Origin of the sequence: Bacillus sp. AFS077874 (genome assembly GCF_002566505.1) — a bacterium.
In the GTDB taxonomy this organism is placed as follows: domain Bacteria; phylum Bacillota; class Bacilli; order Bacillales; family Bacillaceae_G; genus Gottfriedia.
This window is the reverse complement of the sequence record NZ_NUYF01000005.1, coordinates 144147-169670: the sequence shown is the minus strand read 5'-3', so window position 1 is coordinate 169670 and position 25524 is coordinate 144147. Positions and strand designations below refer to the sequence as shown.

Below are 25524 nucleotides of genomic sequence, written 5' to 3'. Positions count from 1 at the left end.
TTTACACTAAAAGTATAAAGAGCTTCCTATAGAGTGGGAAGCTCTTTATTATTCCTATTTCTTACTAGCTTTAACCTTAATTTGATTACTTTCTTTACTTTCATTATGAAGTCGATCTACAGCAGTTATTTCATACGTGTAGTCTTTATCGATATTTGCTGTTGTATCTAAAAAGGTTGTTTTGCCATTTTCTGATTTACGAACGGTAGTTAAAATGTTTCTTGGATCATCAATGCTATCTTTATGTAATCCATCAAAACGGTATACAACATAATATGCAACATCTTGATCATTAGGATGGGTATTCAAAGTAAGTTGGATTCCATCTTTTGTACGAGAAGCATTTTCGAATTTTGGTTTCTTTGGAGCCTTGTCATCTAACCATGGCATTGAAGGAATTAATGCCTTTGTTCTATATAAGTCCTGGCTTAAACGATCCTTAATACCAAGTGGATTTCGATTTAAGTCCGAAATTGAAAAATGCATACTACCTTTGATTTCAGGAATTGTACGATTTAAGGCAATTTGTTTTGGTAATTCATTAGGTAAAGCCCAAGCTGCATTGTTATCGTTAATTTTGTAATCAGCTTGTCCAATATATAAATCAATATTCTTACCTTTTACTTCCTTCGTCCACCAATTTGCAAGTATATCATACGCAGCAGGTTCAAATCCTATATTCCAATAGATTTGCGGAGTAATATAATCTAGATATTCTTTATTAATCCATTCTCTTGTGTCAGCAAATAAATCATCATAATTTGTTTGACCAGCAGTAGTATTTGAACCAGTAGGGTCTTTTACGATATTTCGCCAAACTCCAAAAGGACTAATTCCAAATTTGACATAAGATTTTTCTTTTTTAATTGAATTATGAAGAATTTTTACGAACTGATTTACATTGTCTCGTCGCCAATCTTCAATATTAGCAAACTTTTGTTTACCATATTTTTCGTACGAGGATTGATCTGGAAATTCTTGACCTGCAATACGATATGGATAAAAATAATCATCCAAATGTACTGCATCGATATCATATTTTTTTACAACCTCCATAATCCCATCAATAATAAATTGACGTGCATCAGGATTACCTGGGTCAAAATATAATTGCTTGCCATAAGGGATTACCCATTCAGGATGTTTTCTTGCAGGATGGTTTTCTGCTAAAGTATTTAAATCCTCTAAAGTAGCATCACCAGGTGCTGTTCGTGGCATTGTAATACGATACGGATTAAACCAAGCATGAAATTCAATATTACGTTTATGTGCTTCTTCAACCATAAATGCAAGTGGGTCATAGCCTGGATCCTTACCTTGTGTACCAGTTAAGTATTTAGACCACGGACCATAATCAGACGGATAAAAAGCATCGGCGGTCGGTTTAATTTGGACAACAACTGAGTTCATTCCCATCTTTTCCACATCATCTAATAGTTTAATAAACTCCGATTTTTGTTGCATTTCAGACAAGCCAGTAGCTGATGGCCAATCTATGTTTACTACTGAAGCAATCCAAGCTGATCGTAGCTCATGCTTAGGCGGGACCGAATACTGTGAAGTAGTTTCAGCATGAACATTTTGAATTTGTTGAAATAATAGAGATGCCCCTACTGTAGCAGCAATCGCATATTTTCCTAGTTTTCTTTTCTTCATAGGTGTTCCACCTTACTTTCTATTAAATTAGTAGCGCTTACATAATATAAAACTACCAAAAATGGAAAGTATTGTCTATGATTTTTGAAATAAAATTTCAAAAAAATCTAAATAATCGAGAAATTACATTTCGGTTTTTGATGCTTTTGTGAAATCCTTCATATATAAATCATTTGATCATTCACGATGCATAGCTTGTTCTGATAAAACAACTTTTTGTCAAACAATTGGTGAGGAGTCAAAGAAACGTCTAGTGTCTTTACTTCCGAAAGATGAATATTCAATATTTATTCCCAAGAGAGTGGCCGTCAACAGCTTGTTGAGGGTATTACAGTTCTAACATGGCTCACTGGTAAAGTAAGTGAAATAGTTCCTGAAAAACAACTAACTGAGGAAGTTAAAGATATACCGATATTTAATCGTATAAGAGAACTTAATAAACGTGATATGATGGCAGTGTATCAATGTTTGATTCAAAATAATTAACAATTAAAAAAACTCATTTTCAAAGAGCGTTTTGAAATGAGTTTTTTTATTTTTGGGCTTAAAATATATGTGTCAATATAACAGCTAATATTGTTAAAAAATTTTCATAGAATAATGTTCACACTTTATACATGGTAATAAAAAAGAATACTTAGTATGATTTATCTGTAGGAAAAAACGAATTTTCTAAAAATATATTTATAAAATAACAATATTTTAAATGAAAGTAGGAGATATCATGAATCATTTAAACTTAGGTAGGAACATAAAAATATCAGCGGGTTTAACAGTATTTGTAATATTCTTGATGACATATCTTTTAAACTAAAATATTGTATTTTGACTAATAATTTGATCTGAAAACTCATTTGTTAAACATACAAATGAGTTTTTTTTATTACCTTTAAAAATAAAGAAACTATTAGAACATTTCATTCGTATAAAAATAAGTGATCCTCTTTTATAAAAATTCATATATTCGCTCATCAAATCTTTCTCGCTCAATAAACTCTGATGCTAAATTCGATAAACCTTTTACAATGCAAAAAGGAGATAGCATGCCAGTATAGAATATATGCATTGTAAGGAGTGTGAGGGGCATGATAGACGGAGACGTAATATTAACTAGTACTCAAATAAGAGAGCAGTTGGAGTTGAAACCAAGCACCTTCAGAAAGTATCAGGACATCTTAGAGAACGTTGGTTATACAATCAAGAAGAATAGTAGAGGACATCGACAATATTCAAATTATGATGTCTTGATCTTCGAAAAACTAATTGAATTAAGTAAGCATGATGGGATGACGTTAGAGAAGTCTGCGAGAATGATAATAGAGCAAACCAATAGATTAATACCTCATACAGACATGATAGTCGAAGAAAAGTCTTTAAACTTAACAGAGCACCTAATACAGATAAACAATGAACACCAGTTGCAAACAATTGAAAAACTAATGAATGAAATGGAAGAAAGACTTTCTAAAAAGATGGATCTACAACATAAAGAAGTATTAAAGCAACGAGAAAAACAAACTAGCTTACTGATAGAAGAATGGAGAGAACAAAGAAAACAAGATCAACAACTGTTATTAGAAACGGCAGCCACTCAAGAAAAGAATTCATTACGAAAGAAAGTAAGTGAAAAAATAGAAGAATTAAAAAAATGGTATTTCGAAATATAAGCTTATATTACATTCTTGCGATTTCGCGTTGCATTTGTCGTTGGAATGATAATAGCCATCTTATATGGAATTTTACACTTAATAATTAATAGCCGAAATTTGAGGAGCACTTAAAACAAGTGTTCTTTTTTATTAAATTATTATGTAAACTTGTTTTTTATTGATATTTCTTCAGGAATGATAGATTTTCATTAATCCATCATTCTAGTAACCCTTATTAAGTTCAAAAAATGCAGTTGAGGTAAGGTTACTCTTCATGAATAGACGAAATGGCTTCTAATCAAATATTTAAAAACAGAACATACATTCTGGTATTTTGAATATACTTATGGTAAAATTAGGTAGAGTAGGGTTGTGGTAGGTGCCTTTCTTCGCTAAGAAGAATGGAAAAATGGGTATAGAACGTTGAAATATCAAGGTTTTTGATAGTGGAATTCTATTGTTTGATGTAAATTTGATGTAAATTTACTTTTAACAATATTTTTTAAAGTTCAATACGCTCCCCAATTTATCAACAGATGTTCGCTCAGTTTCTTGTAAAGCATGAGTATAGATATCTAAAGTAGTAGTAATTTTACTGTGACCTAGCCTATTAGAGACTAATTTTGGATTAACTCCTTCGTTAATCAATAATGTTGCGCTCAAATGACGTAAATCATGAAACCGAACATATCGTAAATTGTGACGTTTTAACAATCGCTTAAACCATTTTGAAGGAGTATCATGGTAAATGGCTTTTCCATCTGAATGACTGAAAATAAATCTATAATCTCCACCATTCCATTCAAATAATTGTTGTTCTTTCTTTTGTTCCTCGCGATATAACTTTAAAAACTCCATCATTGTGCTAGTTAGCGATATTAAGCGCATACCCTTTTTGGATTTTGGAGTTGTAATAATTGGATTGCCATTCTTAGTGCCTACTAAATTATTTTTAATAAAAATTTCATTCTTTTCCCAATCAACGTGTTTCCATTCAAGTCCTAATAATTCTCCACGTCTAGCACCAGTTTCAATTGCCAACATAATAAATACTTTCCAATGCAGTGGCTCATTCTGCAATACAGTCAATAATTTATCAATTTCCTCTTTGTTGTAAGGGACATATGATTTACTTTCATCTAATTTGACTGACATATCTTCAATAGGATTTTGCTTAATCATTTTCAACTTAACCGCATAATTGAAAATAGTACGTAATGTATCAATAAACGATTTAATATGACCAGTTGATAATCCACCAGACTTTCCATCACGTCTAGCGCCATCTTTTGAAAGATTATGACGGAAATCTTCAATTTTACCGTACGAAATTTCATCGACATATAAATGTCCAAATTCCGGAATCAATCTTGTATCAAGAGTGTTCCTTTGACGATTAAGTGTAGTCGGTTTGTATTCCTTGACTGCAATTTTTTCATACCATTCCTCGGAAAGCTTCTTAAAAGTCATTTTACTATTACGACTAGGTGCAATAAATTCACCAGTAAGGACTTCATTTTTAAATCTTAAATACTCAGCATTCACTAATTCCCTTTCTTTTTTGGGCGTTAGCTTTTCTTCAACTTTGAAAGTTTTAGTTTTTCGTTTGTATTTACCGTCCGCTCCTTTACCTAGGCTGACTGTAAAAAAGTAAACACCTTCTCCTCGATTTTGAATATTAGCCATTAGTTTTTTCTCCCTTTTTCATTAGTTTTTCAACTGTTACGAACGAATCTTCATTAGCTTTTATAAATTCCATTTTCTTCTCAGGATTTGACAATAAATCTAACAATTCAAGTTCAGCTTGTTCGTTTTTGGTTAGTGGTACATCTTTAAATTTTTGCATCATTAAAATCGTGTCAATAATTTTTAAAATTCCATTAAGTTGATAATTTTCAAGTTTAATGCCCGCATAATGAAGATCAAATTTGTTTGAACTTAAAAGTATTCTCAAATCCACGTCAGCAATTGTATCTGTATCACCTTCTTCAACAGTTATTGCATCTCCTATTGGAGCTTTTTCTTCTAAGTAACCTGCTTTCTTCATCAGATATTCTTTTGTTACACCTAATGGTTCAGCAATTTTACTTAAAATTTCGGCTGATGGCTTCCCAACTACCTTATTATTTTCAATGTTTGACAAGTAAGGTCTAGATACACCAGACAATTTTGAAAGTTGATGAAAAGATAGATTCTTTTCTTGTCTTAAATTTTTAAAGTAAATGTAGAAATCTTGTTTAGTCATATATAACTCCCCTTTAAAAATAATATACAACAAATTTTGTCAAGTGGCAACTGAAAAAACAAATCGTATGTAATTTGACTTTAGAGGAATAATATACCATAATGCGTTTAACTCCACCACAGAATATAAATTATAACTAGTTGAAAGGAGGGTTTCTATGGCTATCACAAAAATAACTATGTCAATTAGAGAGGTAAGTGAGTACACAGGCATTGGACAAACAACGCTTTACCAATTAGCAAGAGAAGGGAAAATTCCTCATAAAAGAGTAAAATCAAAAGTTATCTTTTTGAGAGAAGTTATCGACAAATGGTTAAGAGATGAATAATCAAATTAATTTAGAAAGGAAGTGGACTCAATGAATATCGAAAAAGATTATAATCTTGACGACTTTAAAGTCAATCAAGATATGCAATTATCTCCTGTAAAAAAACAGGTGATAAAAGTACATGTAAGGAAGCCAGATAAATCTTGGTTTGTTCGTGTAAATCCAGATGAAGCATACCGAGGAACGTTCTATACTTTAGAAATAAATGATTCAATGGGTAAAGAGCTCTTTTTAATTTTAGGTGCAGTATCTGCTGAAATATTTACAGAATTTCACCAATACGTGAAAGCACAAACAATTTATACTGCAATTACAAAGCAAGGCGATGTTTTTTTATGGCCAATCCCCCAACCAGGACCGGATGGAAAAGACCTATCTTGGTGGGAAAGTGCTAGAGAAGGAGCAAAAACAGCTACAAAAAAATGGACTAGAATTGTAGCCAATCAAGGTATGGGTGCTTATGATGTATATACTGCACAAGGGAATTTAGCAGAACCAACTTGGCCTGATGAAGATTTTAAAACTTTATTACTCAAAGGGTTCAAAGGGAAAATCATTGATACACTTGATCACGAAGCATTAAATAAACTTCGAGGAATGACATGAAAATTGATGATTTTAAAGAAATATGGTTTGTTGATTTTGAATTTTCACAAGATGAAAACCTAATTCAAAAACCAATCTGTATGGTTGCAATAGAATACTACACAAAAAAAGAACACAAGGTTTGGTTATGGGGAGACCCTTCTCCAGAAATGCCATTTAATGTAGGGCCGGATGTGTTATATGTAGCCTACTATGCATCAGCGGAAATAGGTTGCTATCTGGAATTAGATTGGTCCATTCCTACACATATTCTGGATTTATATGTAGAATATCGCAATTTAACGAACGGTAAGAAAACGGCCTATAGTCGAGGACTTATAGGAGCATTAGCACATTTTGGATTAGATCCCATGCTAGCAACTGAAAAAGCAGAAATGCGTGAGTTAGCTATACGTGGTGGACCTTTTACAGATGTTGAAGCGTCAGCATTGATGGATTATTGTGCCGGAGATGTTCACGCTTTGGTAAACCTTTTTCCTAAAATGATACCGTATATCAATATTGGTCAAAGTTTAATTCGTGGTAGGTATATGTGGGCAATAGCAAAAATGGAACGAAACGGTATACCGATTGACCTTCAATTATTGCAAGAACTCCAAAACAATTGGGAGGAAATCAAGTTAAAGTTAGTTGAAGAAGTTGATCAAGATTTTCAAGTTTACGAAGGAACTATATTTAAAGTCGATAAATTTCAGCTGTATTTAGTTACTAACGGAATGACATGGCCATGTACAGAGAAAGGCAATTTAAAATTAGATGACGACACTTTCAAAGATGCCTGCAAACAATACCCACAATTGCAATCATTAAGGGATTTGCGTTACATATTAGGCCAATTGAAATTGAATGCTTTATCGGTAGGAGCTGATGGGCGCAATAGGTGTTTACTATCTCCTTTTCAATCACGAACAGGTAGAAATCAGCCAAGCAACTCTAAATTTATTTTTGGACCCGCTGTATGGTTGCGTTCGTTAATTAAACCAGAACAAGGGAAATTTATTTGTTACCTTGATTGGTCACAACAAGAATTTGGAATTGCTTCGGCGTTGTCAAATGATACAAATATGAAAATTGCCTATGCAAGTGGCGACCCTTATCTAGAATTTGCTAAACAAGCTAATGCAGTACCACTTGATGCGACTAAAAAAAGCCATAAAAAAGAGCGAGAACAGTACAAAGCTTGCGTTTTAGCTACTCAATATGGTATGGGTGCTGAATCTTTAGCTAGTCGTATAAATGATATCGTACTAAAGGCCAGACGATTATTAGATAAACATAAAGAAACTTATGCGAAATTCTGGGCTTGGTCGGATATTATGACAAACTCAGCAATATTACATGGATGTATCCAAACTGTTTTTGGGTGGAAATTGTGGGTGGAAAGTGGCTACAACGTAAGGATGCTACAAAACTTCCCAATGCAAGCAAATGGAGCAGAAATGTTAAGGCTTGGGTGTATTTTAGCATTAGAACGTGGTGTAAAAGTATTAGCACCCGTACATGATGCAATTCTTATTGAAGGCGATCTTGCAGAAATAGATGCTATTATAGCAACTACACAAAAAGCATTAGTAGATGCTTCAAAAATTATCTTAAATGGATTTGAATTAAGATCAGATGCAGATATAGTGGAATACCCAAACAGGTACATGGATGAGCGAGGAATATCAACATTCAACAAAGTTACAAAAATTCTAGCAGAAATAGGAGGTACACATGAGGAACGAGAAGATCAAAGAAGTTCTAACTCCGTATTCACAGAAGATGAGAGAAAAAATAGCTTTAGAGAAAGCCAAAAAGCCTGCATTCATCGCAGGCCCCCTATTATTAGGTTGGCTACTAAAGGCTATGGGCTGTAATAATAAACGAGCATTAGTAGTAACTTTGTTGCTTTATTACAGTAGCACCAACAAACACAAGCCAATTTCAATTCCGACAGATAAGTTAAGCGAATGTGGAATTTCAAGACAGACTTATTATCATGTAATAGACTCACTTGAAAAAGAACAATTGGTACAAACCATCAAAGAACCGGGTAGGAAGATGAAAGTTAAATTACTTGGTGCAACGGAGGAATTTAAATAATTAATCCAAAACATATTTGTGATATGTGTCCATTACGTTTGATATTAAATGACGATGAATCATATCCAGACTATCTAAATTTAAATATTATAAACGATGATGGTATTTGTATATATTGCATTGATTATACATATGAAGAAGATAGTTAGCTATTACAATTATTAATATATAAAATAACAATTCTTAATAAGAATATATAATAAGAATATTAATAATAAGAACCGGGTGTAAACCTTGATTGACAATTTGTCAATTGAAGTTTACACCTTTGTCAATTAGAGTTAACAACTGACTTGATAAATTGCGAATTTAACATCAGGTATTAAAGTGCAATTGTCACTCATGGATGCGATTAAAATTTATTCCTTATGCAGTTTTTTATTCATCCACCTATTACAATTCTAACAGGAACTTTATCTAATATATGAATTCATATCTATATATTGATTTTGCATACTGTTTTTTGACTATACAAGAGCACCAATACGACAAAGACTGATATAACAGCGTTTATAATTCAACTTCCTATAACATTTGTTATGTTAACTGTATGTATTATACATCACAAAATGTATAAACTACTATATAAAAGCGCTATCGGGGTGAGCAAGATTGAGAGAGCTAACACCACAACAGATAAGCTTTGTTGAACAATATATTAACACTAATGATATTGCTGGTAGTGTATTAGCTTCTGGATATAAATCAAAGTATCCTAGTCAATTAGGATATGAGCTTATGAATAAACCACACATTAAAGCAGAATTGGAACGTAGACAACAAATAGTAGACGATGAGATACGGAAACAATTTAAAAAAGGTGCTCTGAAGGCTTATCAAGCGTTAATGAACATCTTGGAAGATACAGAAGCCAATCCACAAGCAAGAGTTGCAAGCGCTAAGGATATTCTTGATCGTGCAGGATTCAAGGCAGCCGCCAAGGCAGATATCAATCAAGAGGTGAACTATTCGCATGAAGAAGCAGAACTTGAACGACTTTTCTTGGAGACGAGAAATACGTTACATGAACGAAGAAGAATTAGCGATGTTGTGGCTACAATCGACACCAGTACAAAAGAAAATCTTAACTAATCTATGGGAACTAAAAGCACGAGAAAGCCAGTTAGAACCGTTAGGGAGGTGGAATACATGGTTATTATGTTGTGGGAGAGGATACGGCAAAACATTAACAGGAGCACAGACTGTAAGAAGTTTTGTAGAGACAGGCAGAGCAAGGAATATCGCATTAATAGGAGCTACAAGTTCAGACGTTCGAGACATAATGATACTTGGTAAAAGTGGGATTATGAATGTATGTCCAAGCTACAATAAGCCGAACTATGAACCAACTAAAAGGAGACTTACCTGGAAAAATGGAGCGGCCGCAATTGGATTTAGTGCTGAAAATCCAGAGGATTTACGAGGGCATGAACTTGATTTAGTTTGGATAGATGAGATATGTAAGATGCGTTATGTCGATGAAGTTTGGGATATGATGAAGTTTTGTATGCGATCAGAGTTATCGAATAAGGTAATTGTCACAACAACACCTAAACCAATGCCATTAATAAAGAAATTGATTAACGATAAGACTTGTTTTGTTACAACAGGCTCAACGTTTGAAAATGATTCGTTACCCAAAGAATTTATTGAGCATATTACAGATAAATATGGAGGTACAAGGCTAGGACGACAAGAACTCTTTGCCGAGATTTTAACAGATAATCAAAACGCATTATGGACACGTGAACACATAGAAGATTTTCGAGTTAATAAAGCACCCAATTTAGTACGAATTGTAGTAGCAATAGACCCTAGTATAACTAACAAAAAAGATTCAGATGAAACAGGAATTATTGTTGCAGGAATTGATGATAGTGGTCATGGTTATTTACTGGAAGATGGAAGCATGAAGGGAACACCATTACAATGGGCAAAACGAGCGATCAATTTATATCATAAATACGAAGCAAATCTAATTGTTGCGGAAGCTAATCAAGGTGGAGATATGATAGAGCAAACTTTGCGGACGATAGATAACAATATCCCTTTTAAAAAAGTGCATGCTTCCAGAAACAAACAAACACGAGCGGAGCCAATTTCAAGTAAATACGAACAAGGTAAAATTCATCATGTTGGATATTTTGCAGAAGTAGAAGATCAGATGTGTGAGTGGGAAGTTGGCGAGAAATCACCAGACCGAATGGACGCATTAGTATGGGCGTTCACTGAATTAATGCCAGATAAAGAAGAACGTCCAATATGGATAGCAAGAGTTTAATGTAATTACAATAACGGTATGAATCTCATTACATCTCAAACGTTCTTACAAGTACCGCACTAATAAAAAACAGACCGATTGAAATATGTAGAAATAAAGGTACCAAAGGCTTTAATCGTACTAACTGAAAAAGAATTGTTGGACTTGCTCTATAAAGTTGGAATTTTATTTAAGAAAACAATCAATAATTGTAAATCGCTTAAAGACGCGGTCCAAGGAACTAAATAAGCCTTACATATCAAGGGTTTTATTAGTATCAAACCTTCAGTAAACTAAGGATAGTGATAGGTTCATTTAGAACATTAAAAATAATAAAAGGCATTGCACTTAAGCGATGCCTTTTTCACATTCTTTATCTATTACCATTTAGCAAGTTAATTATATTGCTAATTCAATTGATAAAAATTGTTGTTTTTTGAGTTTTCTCCCCCTTAACAGAACCTGTAAATTAATATTTGTATAGCTTTTAATTTTAAAAAAGTTTTTTCAAAATAAATTTCAATTTTGATATTATTGAAGATTCTTTTCTTTTTTCACTTTTTACTGATCTAATAGATGTTTTAAGATTCTTGCAATCAATTGTGGTAATTTTTTCATATATATCAGTGCCCCATTTTGAAGAAGGAGCATTAAATCTTGTTTTATTGTCAAACACACCTATTACGTTAAAAATCATGTTATTTTCATTTGCTTCGCTCCACCTACTTTAAGCTATATTCCAAAAGGTAAATTAATCGCACAAAGTAAGTCTCCAAATCAAGATTATACTTTAAAAGCTTACGTATCGAGTGGGGGAGCAACAACGGACTATGCTATTAGGGTGAATTAATTTTTAACAAGAAAGATATTAAACCTAAAAACATTTACTGGAATTATCTATAAAATGGGTAAAGAATGACACAGTGATAATAAATGGTCATAGAATAATTGTCCCAAAGCAAACTTACGATTTTCGTAAAGAGTAAACCACTATTCAATTACTATGGAAGTGCGACATAAACTTCCATTCACTGAGGTGAATCTGAGGATAAATGGTCGGATAACGCAATGCTTTAGTTGAACAACATGATCGGCTGTTTAGTCGATTTTTTATTGAGCCAAAAGAGCAGGATAGTTGGAAAGATTATCCTTAAAAGGACACTCGCCCTTACTAGACATATCACTCCAATGGTCTGCCATTATAATAAAACTTGTCGATAATTATTAATTCTAAATGAATAGCAAAATAAAAAATAATTTAAATTTTAAGTTATAATTTAATTATTAAAAAAATGAGAAAATAGGGAGTGAAATAATGAGGAGAAATATCTTCATTGTAAGTACATTCATTTTGTTTATTGGAATTATTGGTGGAACCATAAGTTACGCAACTACTACAAATACAACTTATTATGGGTGCGTCAAGAAATCAGATGGTGTTTTAAGAGTCATTAGTAAAGGTAGTAAATGTAAGTCACAAGAAACGTTAATTACGTGGAATTCAAAAGGTGATAAGGGCGATAAAGGAGTTCAAGGTCCTAAAGGAGCTACGGGCGCTCAAGGTCCTAAAGGTAATACCGGGGCTACGGGTCCTAAAGGATCTACTGGAGCGACGGGACCTCAAGGTGCAAAAGGAGAGCAAGGTATTCAAGGTCCTAAAGGCGAAAAAGGTGAACAGGGGATTCAAGGTCCTAAGGGGGATAAAGGCGAGGGAGTCGGAATCAAGGCAACTTATGCGAGTATCATTTCTGACTATTCACATAGTAAAGTCAATTATGCTTTAAAATTCGTAGATTACCAGTATTTAGACCCGATTAGTTATGCGATAAATCAGTCGGATGACCAGATTACGGCAAGACACGTGGACGATCTAAACGGAACGATATTCACACTCAAAACGCCTGGTGAATACAAAATTACTTATCATGGAGATGAGCGCGCGGGTTACCTTCAATTGTATCGCTATCCCTCTACTTCTAGTGGGGCATTTGATTACTACGAACGCATAGCAACTTTGTATTCATACGATTATGACTACAACACTGGGGAAGCTTATCTAACGATAGACACACCTGTTCAGTACTTTTTTGGGCAATCGTATATGCAAGGTAGTGAACCGAATCTATACTCACTTTCAAATTCATTAACACCAGCACGTGTGAGTGTCACAATCGAAAAAGTAAAATAATTTAGTGAATCCTAACTTTAAAGACTCTTTATGAGTCTTATTTTTTACTCAAAGCTAGTTTTATTCCAAATCGGAATCAACGAGAATTAAGAGAACTAGTACGCTATCGTCGTAGCATTATTGAAGAACGTGCAAGACAACTTAATCGGATTCAGAAGGTTTTAGAAGGGGCTAACATTAAACTTGGTTCTGTTGTTTCAGATATCAAGGGTGTTTCTTCACTGGACATGCTTCGTGCAATTTCACATGGTGAAGATGATCCTGAAAAACTAGCAAACTTCGCTCGTGGTACGTTGAAAAAGAAAAAAGAGGAGCTTGAATTGGCACTACGGGGCTACATTCAACAACATCAACGACTAATGTTAAAAACGATTTTAACTCATATTGATTTCCTAACAAATCAAATAGAAATGTTGGATCAAGAGGTCGCAAATCGAGTAAGTTCCTATAAAGAAGATGTTGAACGACTTGATTCAATTCCTGGAATCGCTACAAGGATGGCTGAACAAATTCTAGCTGAAATTGGCACCGATGTAGGAAATCAATTCCCTACCGCAGCACACCTATGTTCATGGGCAGCGCTGGTTCCTGGACATAACGAAAGTGCAGGTAAAAGGAAATCTAGTAAATCTAAAAAAGGAAATAAATATTTAAAATCGGCATTAACAGAAGCAGCCCAATCAGTAAGAGGATCCAAAAACTATCTTGGTGCACTGTATAGACGTACAGCTGGACGAAAAGGAAAAAGTAAAGCTGCAATCGTTGTCGCCCATGCGATGTTAAGAATTGCATATTACCTTTTAACCCGAAAAGAAATGTATGTCGACCTAGGCGAAGATTATTTTGATAAACAAAGACAGGAATCAATTGTCCGCCATTCGGTACGAAGATTAGAAAACTTAGGCTATTCCGTATCAATAACTGAAGCCTCTTAATCTATTTAATCAGTCCATAAACACCAACAATAAGTCGCTCCTCTTTTTTAAAAAAACGAATGAGCTGCTTCTATTTAGTATTGCCTTTTTATCTAATTTACAGAAGTTTATTTTCATAGTAGTTGAACAACGTGATCTACGATTTTGTCGGTCCTTTTTTATTGAACAAAATGGCAGTTTAGTTGAAGATCGATGTTTAAATTTTGTTCAAGAATCAGGCCATATTATAGAATACATTCTTTTATGAAAGGTTACCTTATATTGCATAAAAACTTCCCCAAACACGCTAAATAAGAACCAGATCCAATATTAATAACCCCCAGCACCAATGTGTTCATACACTCCACACAATATGAATGCTGTGCATGCTTTGAACTAGCTGCCTAATTATTATGCGGCTTTTCAACGTATTCTTTATTAGGATGTGTCTTAAGTATATCTAATTAAATATTGTTAGAAACCTAAAAAGCATATGGTTTAGAGGTGCGATAATGTACATCTAATTGCCGTCTGCTTTTACTTTAATTTTATGGATGAACCGAGTTAATAAAGTTGGAATCAATTCTTTAATAGGTTGTGTAGGACTAAGCTGTCGGAGAATTTGTGCTTTTAGTGCAACAACCTCTACAGTCTTATTAGTTCCCTCTTATTGCAGGAGTGTTAATTGACTTACTAGCTTTTCAATATGAGGGTTTAAAGTGGCTATTATGCCTTCATACGCCCTTTGATCAATCTAATCATCAAGCCGTATATCGAGTGCTTTTTGCTTCTGGTACGAAGTCTAGTAATTTGTTTTTGATATTTTTAATCATTATTAGGTTTAGCTAGCTTTTCAATTTTCTTATCTAAAACTTTTCGGTGGCTGCCTTTGAAATATCTGAAAAGTAAAGAATAATCTATCTAACTTTTAGGCTCTGTTGAATTTTAATGTTGAGAATTAATAAAAGAAATCGGGAATCCATCAATGTGTGATTCCCGACTTATATTCAAGTAGATTCCGCGAAAAAATAAAACTTAGCCTAATTTTTAAGTTCTCCTACTAAATTACTTTTGTTTGTATCAACGTATTTTATAAGGTTATCAAATAAGTTCCTATCACCATCATAAAGATAAAGATTATCAGCTACTTCACTAATTTCTGATACCATATCATCATATTTAGAACTATGAGTTTCAGAAAAGGTAGTTATTGAGTATTCCGTTTGATTATCAACATTATTTCTTAAATCCTGTGTCGATACATTGTTTTGTTGCAGTATAGACTTTATTGCCTTTAGTATTTCGTAATCTTCTTTTGCTTGTATTCGTTGTAAAGTTTCTATAGTATCATCTAAGAATAATCCTGTTGAATTCTCTAAGAAACCCAAAATACCTTGCATATTCAGTTCTGTATCTAAGTTAACTATAAGTATTATATCTATTATTACAACAGGCAACTTATAAAAGGTATCCCTTTCGGTTAAATGATAATTCTCTTCGTTATATAAGTTTAATGAAAATCATTGATGATCTCTTCGCCTGATTTCTTCATTAGAAGATTTAGTGGAATTAAATTCTTAATTATTTCACGATTTTCACTCATAAAATCACAACTCCATTTCCAATTTATTTCAACTTTAATTAGGTCGTAAAACGAGATAGACGCAGGCTATCATAGGTATCAGTCATCTCAAATACAAATGATGTTAATAGAAATTCTTTAATATTGTGTTTCGTACTTTCGTTACTGCGACTATCTACAAACAAGAACCAAGCAAGGTAGTTGTTGAGATACTTTGTAGCAACCCCTTTAAAACGGTCTATCCAACGTTTCATACGAGAATGGAGACCATTTACATTCTGAATGTGATATAAGCCTTTAATAACGTGTTTACCATCATTGGATTTAATTCTGTAATGTTCTAATCCTTTTTCTTTTGCATAGGTTTTATAGGCTCTCCAAGCATCTGTTACAAGTACGTTTTCTTTTGTTAGTTTTGACCCAATCATATTATCAACCTTAGTTTTTACAACTCGACCCATACAAGCAACCTTGGATACAGTTGCTTTTGTACGGTCTCTGGCAACAAGAACACAGACCTGTTCGTGGCTGATTCCTCTAAGTTTAGATTTACCGCCACGCTTACGTGGTTTGCGTTCTAAAATGCCTCTCTTACCTTTTTCGGAGTATAGGAAATAGGTCTCGTCAACTTCAACGATACCTTCAAAATGTTCAAAATCCATTTGTTTAAGTGCGTTTAACAGTTTATGTCTCCAATAAAAAAGTGTAACCCAAGTAACCCCTACAATTTCGGCAGATTTTCGTAAGGAATACCCATTGAACATACAATCAACAAATGTAATCTATTCATCACCTTTTCGAGTGCGATAAAGTACAGTATTAGTTGTATCCGTGAATGTCTTACTACAACATTTACAACGATAGCGTTGGCGACCATTGTATTTTCCAAATCTAACAACGTGTTCAGATGAACAATGAGGGCATTCAAATCCTTCATTGAAACGAGTTTCTCGCATCTCATTAATTAGCCGACCACCGACGGAGGAAGAAGGTTCAACATAGCGTTTTACCCATTGAAACACTCGCTCTTTTTCTGTATGTGTCAAATTGCCGATATGTTTTAATAGATTACTGAACGCTTTGCCCAACTTGCAACCTCCCGAATGTTTGTTCTTAGGTTAATTATACTAAGATTTCGGATAGGCTTCAAATATCAACATTTACCTTTAACAGAGCCAACTTTTAAATAGATTTTATATTAAGTTAAAATTGTTATATCTGTTTATTTTGTTAAATCTTTATATTTTTAATTTGTAAAATATTAACTAAATAGATGTTATGTGAACCCTCATTAAAAACTTACTAATTTGTCATATGGCTAATTTAATGTTGGTAGAAGATGATACTATTATAATAAATAGATGAATAGTTTTTATTAACATAGAAATTTAAAGATATTAGAATGAGGATGATGAGTGTGAGTATAGTTGGTGCGAAGTTAAAAGTAAAAGATATAATACAGTTATCAAATCAGAATACCTTGGATAATAAGATGTTAGACAAATTATTATGTGATTTAGAGAAGTTCGTACGTAATATTGGATATAAGAAAAAGTATAAAGACGATACAAAAGCTCAACGTATGGCATGGAAGAAACAAATTAAATTCTTAGCAGAAAAATTTGAAAGATGGAATTTGAATCCCGAACTATTTGTTTTATTTGAGTACATGTTACCAAAAGAAAATACAAAGAGGCCAGATATTATACTCCTTTTTGAAAGTAAAATAATTTCTTTAGAGTTTAAGACATCGGGTAATTATGTTGATGATAGTTATGCTTTGCAATTTGTAGAGTATGGGAAAATTCTTCAAGAATATCATCAATATAATATTTCAAAAAATGTAAAGGTTGAATCATTTTTAATAATGAGTTCAGTTAATAAAGTAGATATAAATTTTGAAAAAAGAGTGTTAGATAATTATATCCCAAAGGATTTAGATAGAGTACTTGGAAAAGATTCTCTGGATAATTTATTTGAATCATTAGCCCATGAAAATATTATGACTGAAGTTGAAGTGAATGATTGGATTCGCAGTGAACGTGGTAGATCACGCAAAATTTGGGATGAAGCAAGAATAATTAAAGATGCTTTAATAAGCGGAGAAAAAGGTGCGTTAAGTAAATTAAATGGGATAGCATATGAATATCTTAAGGAAACAGATGAATTTATTGAAAGTATAATTAAAAATAATAATAGTAAAAATCTTATACTCGTAAGTGGTGTTCCAGGTGCAGGAAAGACATTAATCGCACTGCTACAATTGTTTAGAAATATCGGACAAGGAATACCATCTAGATATTATACGGGAAATGGTGCGCTTATCAGTGTTCTTAAGGGAATAACAGGGTCAAATGATATTGATTATTTTACTGGTTTTAGACATGATTACATCATTAAAAACGGGATTGTTGATGAAAAAGTAGTTATTTTCGATGAGGCACAGAGATTCTGGACAGCAGAAAAAGCAAACACATCTAGAAGTGATGCAAAAGGAATTATCGAAGCAAATTATAATGACAATATAACGATAATTGCCTTAATCGGAGATGGGCAGAAACCATTAGATGGCGAGGCGGGAATCGAATCTTGGATAAATGCACTTCGAGATGATAACTCATGGCAAATACATGCACCGACTAATTATAAAGAAAAATTTGTAGTAGAAGAGGAAAAAATATCTTTTCATGAAGAACTGCATCTAAGTACATCAGTAAGAGCTGGTTTTACTGATATTTCTAATTTTATTGAGTCTGTTCTAAAGGCAGATCTTATTGAAGCAAGCAAACAATATGATGAAATAAAAAAGAATGGAACTATGGGAGTTGATATAAAAATTTGTCGAGATTTGAATTCTTTATATGTAAAAAATGAAGACGGTTTGACGCGTTTAGAAAGATTAAAACATCGAGAAGAGAAGAATACAGATAACAAATATTTATATGGCATTTTGTGTTCATCAAAAGTGGAAAAAAGGGATTTAATTAAGTATTCTAAAGGGTTAGTTAAAGAATCTTATCAAAAAAATGATCAAGCTTACAGATGGTATACTGAAAAGTGTTGCGATGTTAATAATATTACCGTGGGAACGGAGACTTTCTGTCAGGGATTGGAACTAGATTTGCCAATCGTTTTATTCGCAGGAGATTATTATTTAGAGAAACAGGATAATTCATTAAAATGGAAAAGCGATCTATCAGTATATAAAAAGAAAAGTATCCCTACTGATAAAGAAGAAGAAATAATGAGAGATACTTATAGAATATTATTAACACGTGTCACGAAAGAAATGATTATTATTATTCCAAATGATATTAAATTTAAAGAAACCTATAATTTCTTTAAGAAAGTGGGATTAGAGGAATGGCCTAAACAAGGTGATCAAACTACATCTATTTTATATAATGAGCCACCATCAACACAAAATACATTGTGAAGCAGTTGCGTGGTTGGAGTTGTTAAATCATTAATAAAAAATTTATTAATTAAATAATTAAGTCGAAGCTAGCTGCTGGACAAGTTTGAGGAGGATTAGTAGCAGTTGAAGATAATGAATAGTATAAATAAATATTTTTAATCTAAATATTATTTAATGACCACCAAAAGATAACTTGATAGGTGGTCATTTTTTTAGATTAATATGATGTTCAACAATCGGGCGCGATTGTTGAATAAGCGCCTCTTTTTCTTTTTCAACTAAAGGGCAAGAATTAATGAAGCGATACTGCGGCGTTCCCCTTTTCTTTTTGTACTTAGTTCAATAAGGACTGTAAAATTAAAGTTACTTTTGCTACTCTTAAAAGAAGATTTAAGTAATTATTCTGGGGATGATTATGTGCCGAAGATTTCTAAGTTAAGTATCGAAAAACAAATACGTGAGGGATATCCTGGTAAAATAGTTTTTGCTAATTGTTTAATTGATGGAATACCATTTAATAATTTTAAGGAAATTAAAGATATGGATTATGTTTCTTGCTTAGGATAAGGTCCAAAAGAATTTCAACAAAAACAAATTGATAGATTATTATTAAAAGCAAAATCGGACTTTGAGAACAATAGAAATTCAATATATATTTGTCCTTGTTCTGACTTAGGATGCGGTGCTTTTTCGTTAAAAATTAAACGGAGTTCAAAAGATGAAAATACAATCATTTGGTATAAATTAGGACATGAAAATAATCTCGATGATTGGAGTAGTAAATTAGTAAATTATTCTGGGGTTGGAGCATTTTATTTTGATTGGGAGCAGTATAAAGAAACTATTGAAAGTTCATTTCTTTTTGGGGAGCCAAATTATTGGCATTTTGATACGTGGAAATAACTTTATCTACAAATCAACTAACGCATGTATTAGTTGAATTTGATCGTAAAAGGACTGTCTAAATTAGACAGTCCTTTTTTTACTTTAACAGAAAGACATTTATAAAAATAGTTTGCTATTATTTTGTAATTCCATAGCTATGTTCTAATGTGACAAACGCAGCAGTAGCCTCGATCATACTTTGATCAGCCATCGAAATATAGTCTTGCATTTTATTTGTTTGAGAAGGAGTTATGTTGCCTGAATCGAACGCGTCAGAAGCAATATCTACTGCCATGCATCGAAACGTAAATGCATCCGCCATCTTTTCGTTAAACGTTTTAAGTAACTTTTTATCTGATTTCGTCATTCCTTTAACTGGTTCTAACGAAAGGAATCGATAGTCTTGATAATTTTGCTTAATTGCCTGCATGTTGTTATACGCTGTGTAGAAATCAGTGTTTCCACTACCAATTGCAGACATGGTTGGTTGCCAGATTTTTTTCCAGTTGTCATCATAAGTTTTTATAACATCATTAATTTGGGGTTTTAGTTTTTTTAGATAAGTTTGTTTCAATTCTTGTTTCTTTTTTGCGAGTTCAGCAGCTTTTGCCTTTTCTGCTTTTAGTTTATCTGCCTTTTCCTTCGCAAGTTTAGCAGCCTTTTCTTGCTCTGCTTTTAGCTTAGCAGCCTTTTCTTTGGCAAGCCTATCAGCTTTTTGTTGTTCTGTTTCTTGTTTTTTTATCTTTTCTTTTGTAACTTTAGTTGTTTTTTCTTGCGTAGTTGTTTCTTGTGATTTTGGTGCTGTGATTGCCATCCCGATAAAACAAACTACTACTAATCCAATACCAATACCAAAACGCTTAAAAGCTTGTTTTATTTGCTTTCTAGCAAATAATTTAATGGTTGAATACAATGTCCAACCTAATAATCCTATGCCGACAAAAAAGAAAAACCAAATCACCTTAAAATTCCTACTCTCTGAATATGCATTTTTTAACTTTATTTTAATCCTTATATACCATAACACTAAACAAATACAGTCTTGACACAATTTTTCATGACAGTTTTGGTAGTAACAGACGGTTCATGTTTATCAGACCTTATAAAAAAACCTTTAAAAATAAGATAGTTACAAAGTATTCATGTATATTTTTATTATAGCTTCAAAAAAAGGGATTTTCCGCGGAAATTCCTTTTCGTTCTTGTTCAACTAATGCATGCGTTAGCCATCCATGAATCCTCAGATTCACAACAGTGAATGGAAGTTTTTATTGTACTCCCATGGTAGTTATATAAGAAACTCTATAATTCAAAAATATTAATGATGCTGTATTAACGAATTGATAAGATCAAAACATTGAAAGCAAACTATCAAGGGAATTAAAATCAGCATCATTTTATTACTTGCCTCTTTACTTCAATAAGAAGAAAAGAATCACTGCATAAATCCCTTTATTCACCTACTGAGCCATCACCATCTCGATCATCCATATATTTATAGAGCCATGAATCGCGTGTAATTGGCATTTTAAAGCCAGCAGCCTTGGCTTCAGCGATCGTAACCTTTCCGTTATGATTGGTGTCAACCTTGCTAACATCTTCATTACTAGGTTCCGTTTTGTTTGCAGGTACATTGTTTGTCTTCGGTGGCGTACTGATCTTACCTGTCGTTTTCCCTAAAGTTTTGTTCACTTTATCTGGGTTTACATTGTCAAATTCATCTGTAATGGATCTGCCCTGAATTTTGTATGTGAATTTATAATGGTTAGGAATTTGTGTCTTAGTATTTGGATATTGAATTACTGCCACGAAATCAGTGCAACCTCCTGCATCTCGAATTACTTTTTCCATATAAGCTTGATCGCCGTGTCTATTGAGATTACTGTCCTGAGGTGTAATGTTATATGCATTTGATACTCCTCCAAGCGAGTCAGCAATCACATGCCCTTTATCCAAAGTTGGACTCTCTGTACCAGGAACATTTGCTTCATCAGAGTAATATCTACCTGATGACAATACGTGATCAGTATTCGGATTTTGAAGTGTTATCTTTTTCGCCTCAACACGAATTAGCTGACCGTATTCATTTGTATAAGCCCAATATTCTCGTTTTCCAAATCCAACATCTACTTTGACATTCGCCCGTCTATGTCCTGACAAATCCCCGCCGTTAACTTCAATTAGGGTATACTTGCTGTTATCAAATCCAGCCGTTGTACCTGTTACCTTTGTAGTGCTAGATGCAGGAACACTTTTGTTGGGTTCACTATTGTTCGTTGATTTTTCTGTGTCATCGTCAGATGTACTCTTATCGGTTTCAACAGTCTTAGAAGCCGTATTCGTTGAGGATTGCACTTTTTTAGTAGTCTCTTTTTTTACAACTTCTTTATTTTTATTTACTACAGGTTGAGGATCGCTATCATCCTCCAAATTACTTATTATTACAATAAATGCAATTACACATGTGATAATAATACGAGCTACCTTTGGGAATTGTCTATATCGCCACATACGATATAATCCTATTGGAAAAAAGAAAATTAACCAGAAAATAGTCCAACCGTTTGATTTTTTCATAATATACCCCCTAATGATCCTTGTTATGAAACTTTAATAATTATAACAATAATTTAATAGATTTGTAATACCATTGTTATTTTGAATTTTTCATACTATAAAACAAGTAAGTCAAAATAATAAGGAACTCTTATTCAACTAAAGCATGCTTTAGTTGAACAAAAGGAACGATATTTTTTTCAAAGGAAATGTCCTTCAAATGAAAGATTTCACGATAATCAAAGTAAATATAGAACAATTTTTGTCTTTTTGTTTATTATTCTTACTTTATACAATGATAAGTGAAATTTTGTTAGCGACATTATATACACATGATGTAATACTGGACTTATTTAACCGTGAAATAGTTTCCTATCAAATAAGTGAACATTGTAGTGTCAAACTACTTTTAAATACAATAAAAGCTGCCACTAAAAATAGAGATATAAATGGAATCCTTCTTCATAGTGATCGGTCATCAATATACCTCAGTGCTTACAACACATTCTTTAAGAAGTAAAAATATCCAATCTAGTATGTCTAGAAAGAATTTCTTTGGACATTTAAAATCTGAACTAACGTATTTGAATAACTTGAAAACTAAAAAAGAAGTAATTCAAGCTGTAATCGAATATATGTATTTTTATAATAACGAAAGGTTCCAAGCTAAATTAGAAAACCGCAGTCCGATCGAATATCGAACTACTGTCTGTGCTTAGCTTTTTTTGAGCTCTTTTTAAACTACTGTCTACTTGACAGGGTTATGTTCACCACATGGCTTTTCTTTTTTTATAGTTATTATGTAATAATATTTATATGGAATAATTGAACAACCAAAAGATAGGCGACCAAGATAAATGAATTTATTCCCTAAAAAAGGTTTAATAATTAAGTGACAAGGAAACATTTTCTGGAAGGTATGAAAGGAAATTAATATGAGCGAATCAATGAAACGGATTAATGAATTTAGAGATGAGCGCAACTGGCGGCAATTTCATAATGAAAAAGATCTGGCCATTTCCATCTCATTAGAAGCAAATGAATTATTGGAATTATTTCAATGGAAAACTCCAGAAGAAGCCAAAGGAAATCCTGAGCGGCTCAAAGAAGAATTGGCAGATGTTCTAATTTACTCTTATATGATGGCTAATAATCTAGGTTTTGATATTGATGAAATCATCGCTGAAAAACTGATTAAAAATGCCCAAAAATATCCAGTTCCCAAGAGCTTTGGTCAAAAAAAGAAATATAATGAATTGGATGAGGTCGATTAAGCAATGGCTAAGTATAACTGTATAACATTGAAAGTGAAAAATAGAGAATTGGAAGGTTTCGATAAACTTCGCCAGCCTGAACAAAATATTCTTAGAAATGGCAATGTCGTTTATATATACAAAGGAACGAAGTCGAAAAAGATTTACATAGGACAAACGAAACACTTTACTGAGCGGAATAAGCAGCACTACAATGGTCAAGAGGAGAAGTTTAATATAGCTGATTTCGACCAAGTAATTATTCTTATTTCATCTTATTTCAACGGTTCAGCTTTAGATGATGTCGAAAGCCAGCTGATTACCTATTTTATGGCCGACAATCCAAACTCAAAAAAGCAGCTGGTTCAATATGATAATGATGAGATTCTTAATCGGACCAATGGCAACAGCGTGAATGATTACCGAGACCGAGAGAAAGTTGCTTCAGAAGTCATTTTGCCATTTTGGGAAAAAGAGCTTTATCCTAATCGATGGGTAAGTACACCGACTTTAGAGGAGCTGCGTAATGGAGCACTGGTTAAATATAGCCCAATCAAAGAATTAACAAGCCAGCAAATGGACATTCTTAGGGAGATAGAATTAAATCCTGAACAAAGCTTTGTGATTAATGGCGATGCAGGGACTGGAAAAACCGTATTGCTGACTCATTTGGTCGCTAAGTTGTTGAAAGAAAAACCTAACCAGCGAATAGCAATCGTTTTGCAGCCTAATTGGATTAAAACGGCAAAGGATATCTTTAGAGTATATGGAATGAACAACAGTAACCTGACACTTGCTACCTCTACACAGCTCATTAATGCCGATGAAAATTTTGATGTTGTAATTGTTGACGAATCTCATAAGCTTTCTAGAAAGTTCTCCAAGCAAATGGCATCTTTTAACAAGGTGTATAAAGGACGATTTGCTCAGGATGAGAACCACTTGGAGGCTTTAAAAAAGTTAGGTCGTCAAATCGTGTTAATGTATGACGTATTGCAAGCTATTCGCCCTGCCAATATGACACGTGACAAATTCAATGAAGCAACAAAAGACTTTGAAAAGAGATACTTAACAACGCAATTTAGAATTCAAGCTCCATCGGGAAAGAACTATACATCAGAAGATTTCGTAAATGGCATAAAATATCTATTATATAAGGATACAGGTCTATTAGATCAAACAAATTTTAACTCCAATTTTGATAGATGTGTATTCCAAGATAGTGATGCTGATGCATATTTTGGATATTTCGAAACTGAACCTTTAAAGAATTTGATTGACTGGGTAGAAGAAGACCGTAATTTCAATCCGGAACATATAAACCGCTTACTAGGTGGATTAGTTGAACCTTGGAAGCAGGCTGATGGCAATGACCCGTCAATCACTCATTGGCATGAAGGAAATATCAAACGAAGATGGAATTCCACTCAAGAAAATTGGATTAATTCAGAGGATAATGATGCTGAAGAGCAGATTGGCTCCGTCTTTGCAGTTCAGGGAATCGATTTAAATAAAGTCGGCGTTTTAGTCGGCAATGATCTTCAAGTCGACGTAAAGGGGCGGTTATTCGGCAATCCAGAGAATTTTCATAATGTAAACGGCAAATTTTCCAAAAGCGATGAAAGCTTGGAAAATGCAAAAGAGTTTACCTTATTCGTATTGAATATTTACTATATTTTGATGACTAGAGGAATTGACGGGATACGGCTGGGATTTTGGAAAAATGATGCATTTAAAAAGTATATGAAGGAAATATTGGAGATTAAATAAGTACTGAAACTTTGCAAGCTCAAATGTTTTACAACTCTCAACTTGTATTCTTAGGGACTAATCTTTGGTTCGGGGCATAGGGTGCAGTTTGTCGTAATTATACCATAATTTTATGTACACTCCTTATAA

21 protein-coding genes and 2 pseudogenes are annotated in these 25524 nt (G+C 33.2%); 16 read left to right on the top strand and 7 right to left on the bottom strand.

Annotation, left to right across the window (positions count from 1 at the left end):
- Nucleotides 1-54 precede the first annotated feature (54 nt).
- Nucleotides 55-1656, bottom strand: a complete 1602-nt coding sequence (locus COJ46_RS02580) for a glycoside hydrolase family 10-like protein (protein WP_098565683.1) — start codon at nt 1654-1656, stop codon at nt 55-57.
- Nucleotides 1657-1968: 312 nt separating this feature from the next.
- Here COJ46_RS02580 and COJ46_RS24885 point away from each other — a divergent pair.
- Nucleotides 1969-2142 (top strand): annotated as a pseudogene (locus COJ46_RS24885) (ABC transporter); the annotation flags it as partial.
- 599 nt (nt 2143-2741) lie between these two features.
- A complete protein-coding gene (locus COJ46_RS02565; protein WP_097977474.1) occupies nt 2742-3323 on the top strand; it encodes a MerR family transcriptional regulator in 582 nt (193 codons plus the stop codon).
- Between the two features lie 471 nt (nt 3324-3794).
- Here the strand turns inward: COJ46_RS02565 and COJ46_RS02560 are convergent, their stop codons facing one another.
- Nucleotides 3795-4991 carry a tyrosine-type recombinase/integrase gene (locus COJ46_RS02560; protein WP_098565682.1) on the bottom strand — a complete coding sequence of 399 codons (1197 nt, stop codon included), beginning with the start codon at nt 4989-4991 and terminating at the stop codon, nt 3795-3797.
- Nucleotides 4984-5550 carry a helix-turn-helix domain-containing protein gene (locus tag COJ46_RS02555; protein WP_098565681.1) on the bottom strand — a complete coding sequence of 189 codons (567 nt, stop codon included), beginning with the start codon at nt 5548-5550 and terminating at the stop codon, nt 4984-4986. The genes COJ46_RS02560 and COJ46_RS02555 overlap by 8 nt, the downstream gene beginning before the upstream one ends.
- Nucleotides 5551-5707: 157 nt before the next feature.
- On the opposite strand from COJ46_RS02555, the gene COJ46_RS02550 reads away from it, so the two are divergent.
- From COJ46_RS02550 to COJ46_RS02510, 9 genes are all read left to right on the top strand, one after another.
- The gene (locus tag COJ46_RS02550) at nt 5708-5878 is read left to right on the top strand and encodes a helix-turn-helix domain-containing protein (RefSeq protein ID WP_098565680.1); all 171 of its coding nucleotides are present in this window, start codon (nt 5708-5710) and stop codon (nt 5876-5878) included.
- 30 nt (nt 5879-5908) lie between these two features.
- Nucleotides 5909-6484 carry a hypothetical protein gene (locus tag COJ46_RS02545; protein ID WP_098565679.1) on the top strand — a complete coding sequence of 192 codons (576 nt, stop codon included), beginning with the start codon at nt 5909-5911 and terminating at the stop codon, nt 6482-6484.
- A complete protein-coding gene (locus COJ46_RS02540; RefSeq protein ID WP_098565678.1) occupies nt 6481-8343 on the top strand; it encodes a DNA polymerase in 1863 nt (620 codons plus the stop codon). Before COJ46_RS02545 ends, COJ46_RS02540 begins: the two co-directional genes overlap by 4 nt.
- Nucleotides 8344-9181: 838 nt before the next feature.
- Nucleotides 9182-9661: a terminase small subunit gene (locus COJ46_RS02530; protein WP_098565676.1), complete on the top strand. Its 480-nt coding sequence runs from the start codon at nt 9182-9184 to the stop codon at nt 9659-9661.
- Nucleotides 9594-10850 carry a DNA-packaging protein gene (locus tag COJ46_RS02525; protein ID WP_218008678.1) on the top strand — a complete coding sequence of 419 codons (1257 nt, stop codon included), beginning with the start codon at nt 9594-9596 and terminating at the stop codon, nt 10848-10850. Before COJ46_RS02530 ends, COJ46_RS02525 begins: the two co-directional genes overlap by 68 nt.
- A 628-nt stretch (nt 10851-11478) precedes the next feature.
- Nucleotides 11479-11679 (top strand): DUF5412 family protein, encoded by a 201-nt coding sequence (locus COJ46_RS25205; protein ID WP_176527922.1) that lies wholly within the window; start codon nt 11479-11481, stop codon nt 11677-11679.
- A gap of 37 nt (nt 11680-11716) precedes the next feature.
- Nucleotides 11717-11815, top strand: a complete 99-nt coding sequence (locus tag COJ46_RS25200; RefSeq protein WP_176527921.1) for a DUF5412 family protein — start codon at nt 11717-11719, stop codon at nt 11813-11815.
- A 329-nt stretch (nt 11816-12144) separates the two neighbouring features.
- On the top strand, nt 12145-13017 hold the full coding sequence (locus tag COJ46_RS02515) for a collagen-like protein (protein WP_098565673.1): 873 nt from the start codon (nt 12145-12147) through the stop codon (nt 13015-13017).
- An 8-nt stretch (nt 13018-13025) separates the two neighbouring features.
- Nucleotides 13026-13952 (top strand): IS110 family RNA-guided transposase, encoded by a 927-nt coding sequence (locus tag COJ46_RS02510; RefSeq protein ID WP_286145488.1) that lies wholly within the window; start codon nt 13026-13028, stop codon nt 13950-13952.
- Nucleotides 13953-14971: 1019 nt separating this feature from the next.
- Here COJ46_RS02510 and COJ46_RS02505 read toward each other — a convergent pair.
- A complete protein-coding gene (locus tag COJ46_RS02505) occupies nt 14972-15388 on the bottom strand; it encodes a DMP19 family protein (RefSeq protein ID WP_098565672.1) in 417 nt (138 codons plus the stop codon).
- A 184-nt stretch (nt 15389-15572) separates the two neighbouring features.
- Nucleotides 15573-16601 (bottom strand): annotated as a pseudogene (locus tag COJ46_RS02500) (IS1595 family transposase).
- A gap of 329 nt (nt 16602-16930) precedes the next feature.
- Here COJ46_RS02500 and COJ46_RS02495 point away from each other — a divergent pair.
- Both COJ46_RS02495 and COJ46_RS24315 read left to right on the top strand, forming a co-directional pair.
- Nucleotides 16931-18949: a DNA/RNA helicase domain-containing protein gene (locus COJ46_RS02495; protein WP_176527919.1), complete on the top strand. Its 2019-nt coding sequence runs from the start codon at nt 16931-16933 to the stop codon at nt 18947-18949.
- A 399-nt stretch (nt 18950-19348) separates the two neighbouring features.
- Nucleotides 19349-19498 carry a hypothetical protein gene (locus tag COJ46_RS24315; RefSeq protein WP_176527918.1) on the top strand — a complete coding sequence of 50 codons (150 nt, stop codon included), beginning with the start codon at nt 19349-19351 and terminating at the stop codon, nt 19496-19498.
- 454 nt (nt 19499-19952) lie between these two features.
- Here COJ46_RS24315 and COJ46_RS02490 read toward each other — a convergent pair whose 3' ends face one another.
- Both COJ46_RS02490 and COJ46_RS02485 read right to left on the bottom strand, forming a co-directional pair.
- Nucleotides 19953-20777, bottom strand: coding sequence for a hypothetical protein (locus COJ46_RS02490; protein ID WP_098565670.1), 825 nt, complete (start codon nt 20775-20777; stop codon nt 19953-19955).
- A 491-nt stretch (nt 20778-21268) separates the two neighbouring features.
- The gene (locus COJ46_RS02485) at nt 21269-22393 is read right to left on the bottom strand and encodes a DNA/RNA non-specific endonuclease (RefSeq protein ID WP_286145484.1); all 1125 of its coding nucleotides are present in this window, start codon (nt 22391-22393) and stop codon (nt 21269-21271) included.
- A gap of 428 nt (nt 22394-22821) precedes the next feature.
- Between COJ46_RS02485 and COJ46_RS02480 the strand changes: the two genes are divergently transcribed.
- From COJ46_RS02480 to COJ46_RS02470, 3 genes are all read left to right on the top strand, one after another.
- The gene (locus COJ46_RS02480; RefSeq protein ID WP_098565669.1) at nt 22822-23091 is read left to right on the top strand and encodes an IS3 family transposase; all 270 of its coding nucleotides are present in this window, start codon (nt 22822-22824) and stop codon (nt 23089-23091) included.
- A gap of 216 nt (nt 23092-23307) precedes the next feature.
- Nucleotides 23308-23646 (top strand): nucleotide pyrophosphohydrolase, encoded by a 339-nt coding sequence (locus COJ46_RS02475; RefSeq protein ID WP_098565668.1) that lies wholly within the window; start codon nt 23308-23310, stop codon nt 23644-23646.
- Between the two features lie 3 nt (nt 23647-23649).
- On the top strand, nt 23650-25395 hold the full coding sequence (locus tag COJ46_RS02470) for a DUF2075 domain-containing protein (protein ID WP_098565667.1): 1746 nt from the start codon (nt 23650-23652) through the stop codon (nt 25393-25395).
- The last annotated feature ends 129 nt before the right edge of the window (nt 25396-25524 follow it).

What these genes read in the sequence shown, in the direction of transcription:
- COJ46_RS02565 (WP_097977474.1), top strand. Translation starts at nt 2,742, where the DNA reads ATGATAGACGGAGACGTAATATTAACTAGTACTCAAATAAGAGAGCAG.
- COJ46_RS02525 (WP_218008678.1), top strand. Translation starts at nt 9,594, where the DNA reads ATGAACGAAGAAGAATTAGCGATGTTGTGGCTACAATCGACACCAGTA.
- COJ46_RS02475 (WP_098565668.1), top strand. Translation starts at nt 23,308, where the DNA reads ATGAGCGAATCAATGAAACGGATTAATGAATTTAGAGATGAGCGCAAC.
- COJ46_RS02560 (WP_098565682.1), bottom strand. Translation starts at nt 4,991, where the DNA reads ATGGCTAATATTCAAAATCGAGGAGAAGGTGTTTACTTTTTTACAGTC.
- COJ46_RS02515 (WP_098565673.1), top strand. Translation starts at nt 12,145, where the DNA reads ATGAGGAGAAATATCTTCATTGTAAGTACATTCATTTTGTTTATTGGA.
- COJ46_RS02555 (WP_098565681.1), bottom strand. Translation starts at nt 5,550, where the DNA reads ATGACTAAACAAGATTTCTACATTTACTTTAAAAATTTAAGACAAGAA.
- COJ46_RS02545 (WP_098565679.1), top strand. Translation starts at nt 5,909, where the DNA reads ATGAATATCGAAAAAGATTATAATCTTGACGACTTTAAAGTCAATCAA.
- COJ46_RS02480 (WP_098565669.1), top strand. Translation starts at nt 22,822, where the DNA reads ATGGAATCCTTCTTCATAGTGATCGGTCATCAATATACCTCAGTGCTT.
- COJ46_RS02580 (WP_098565683.1), bottom strand. Translation starts at nt 1,656, where the DNA reads ATGAAGAAAAGAAAACTAGGAAAATATGCGATTGCTGCTACAGTAGGG.
- COJ46_RS02550 (WP_098565680.1), top strand. Translation starts at nt 5,708, where the DNA reads ATGGCTATCACAAAAATAACTATGTCAATTAGAGAGGTAAGTGAGTAC.
- COJ46_RS02540 (WP_098565678.1), top strand. Translation starts at nt 6,481, where the DNA reads ATGAAAATTGATGATTTTAAAGAAATATGGTTTGTTGATTTTGAATTT.
- COJ46_RS02485 (WP_286145484.1), bottom strand. Translation starts at nt 22,393, where the DNA reads ATGAAAAAATCAAACGGTTGGACTATTTTCTGGTTAATTTTCTTTTTT.
- COJ46_RS02470 (WP_098565667.1), top strand. Translation starts at nt 23,650, where the DNA reads ATGGCTAAGTATAACTGTATAACATTGAAAGTGAAAAATAGAGAATTG.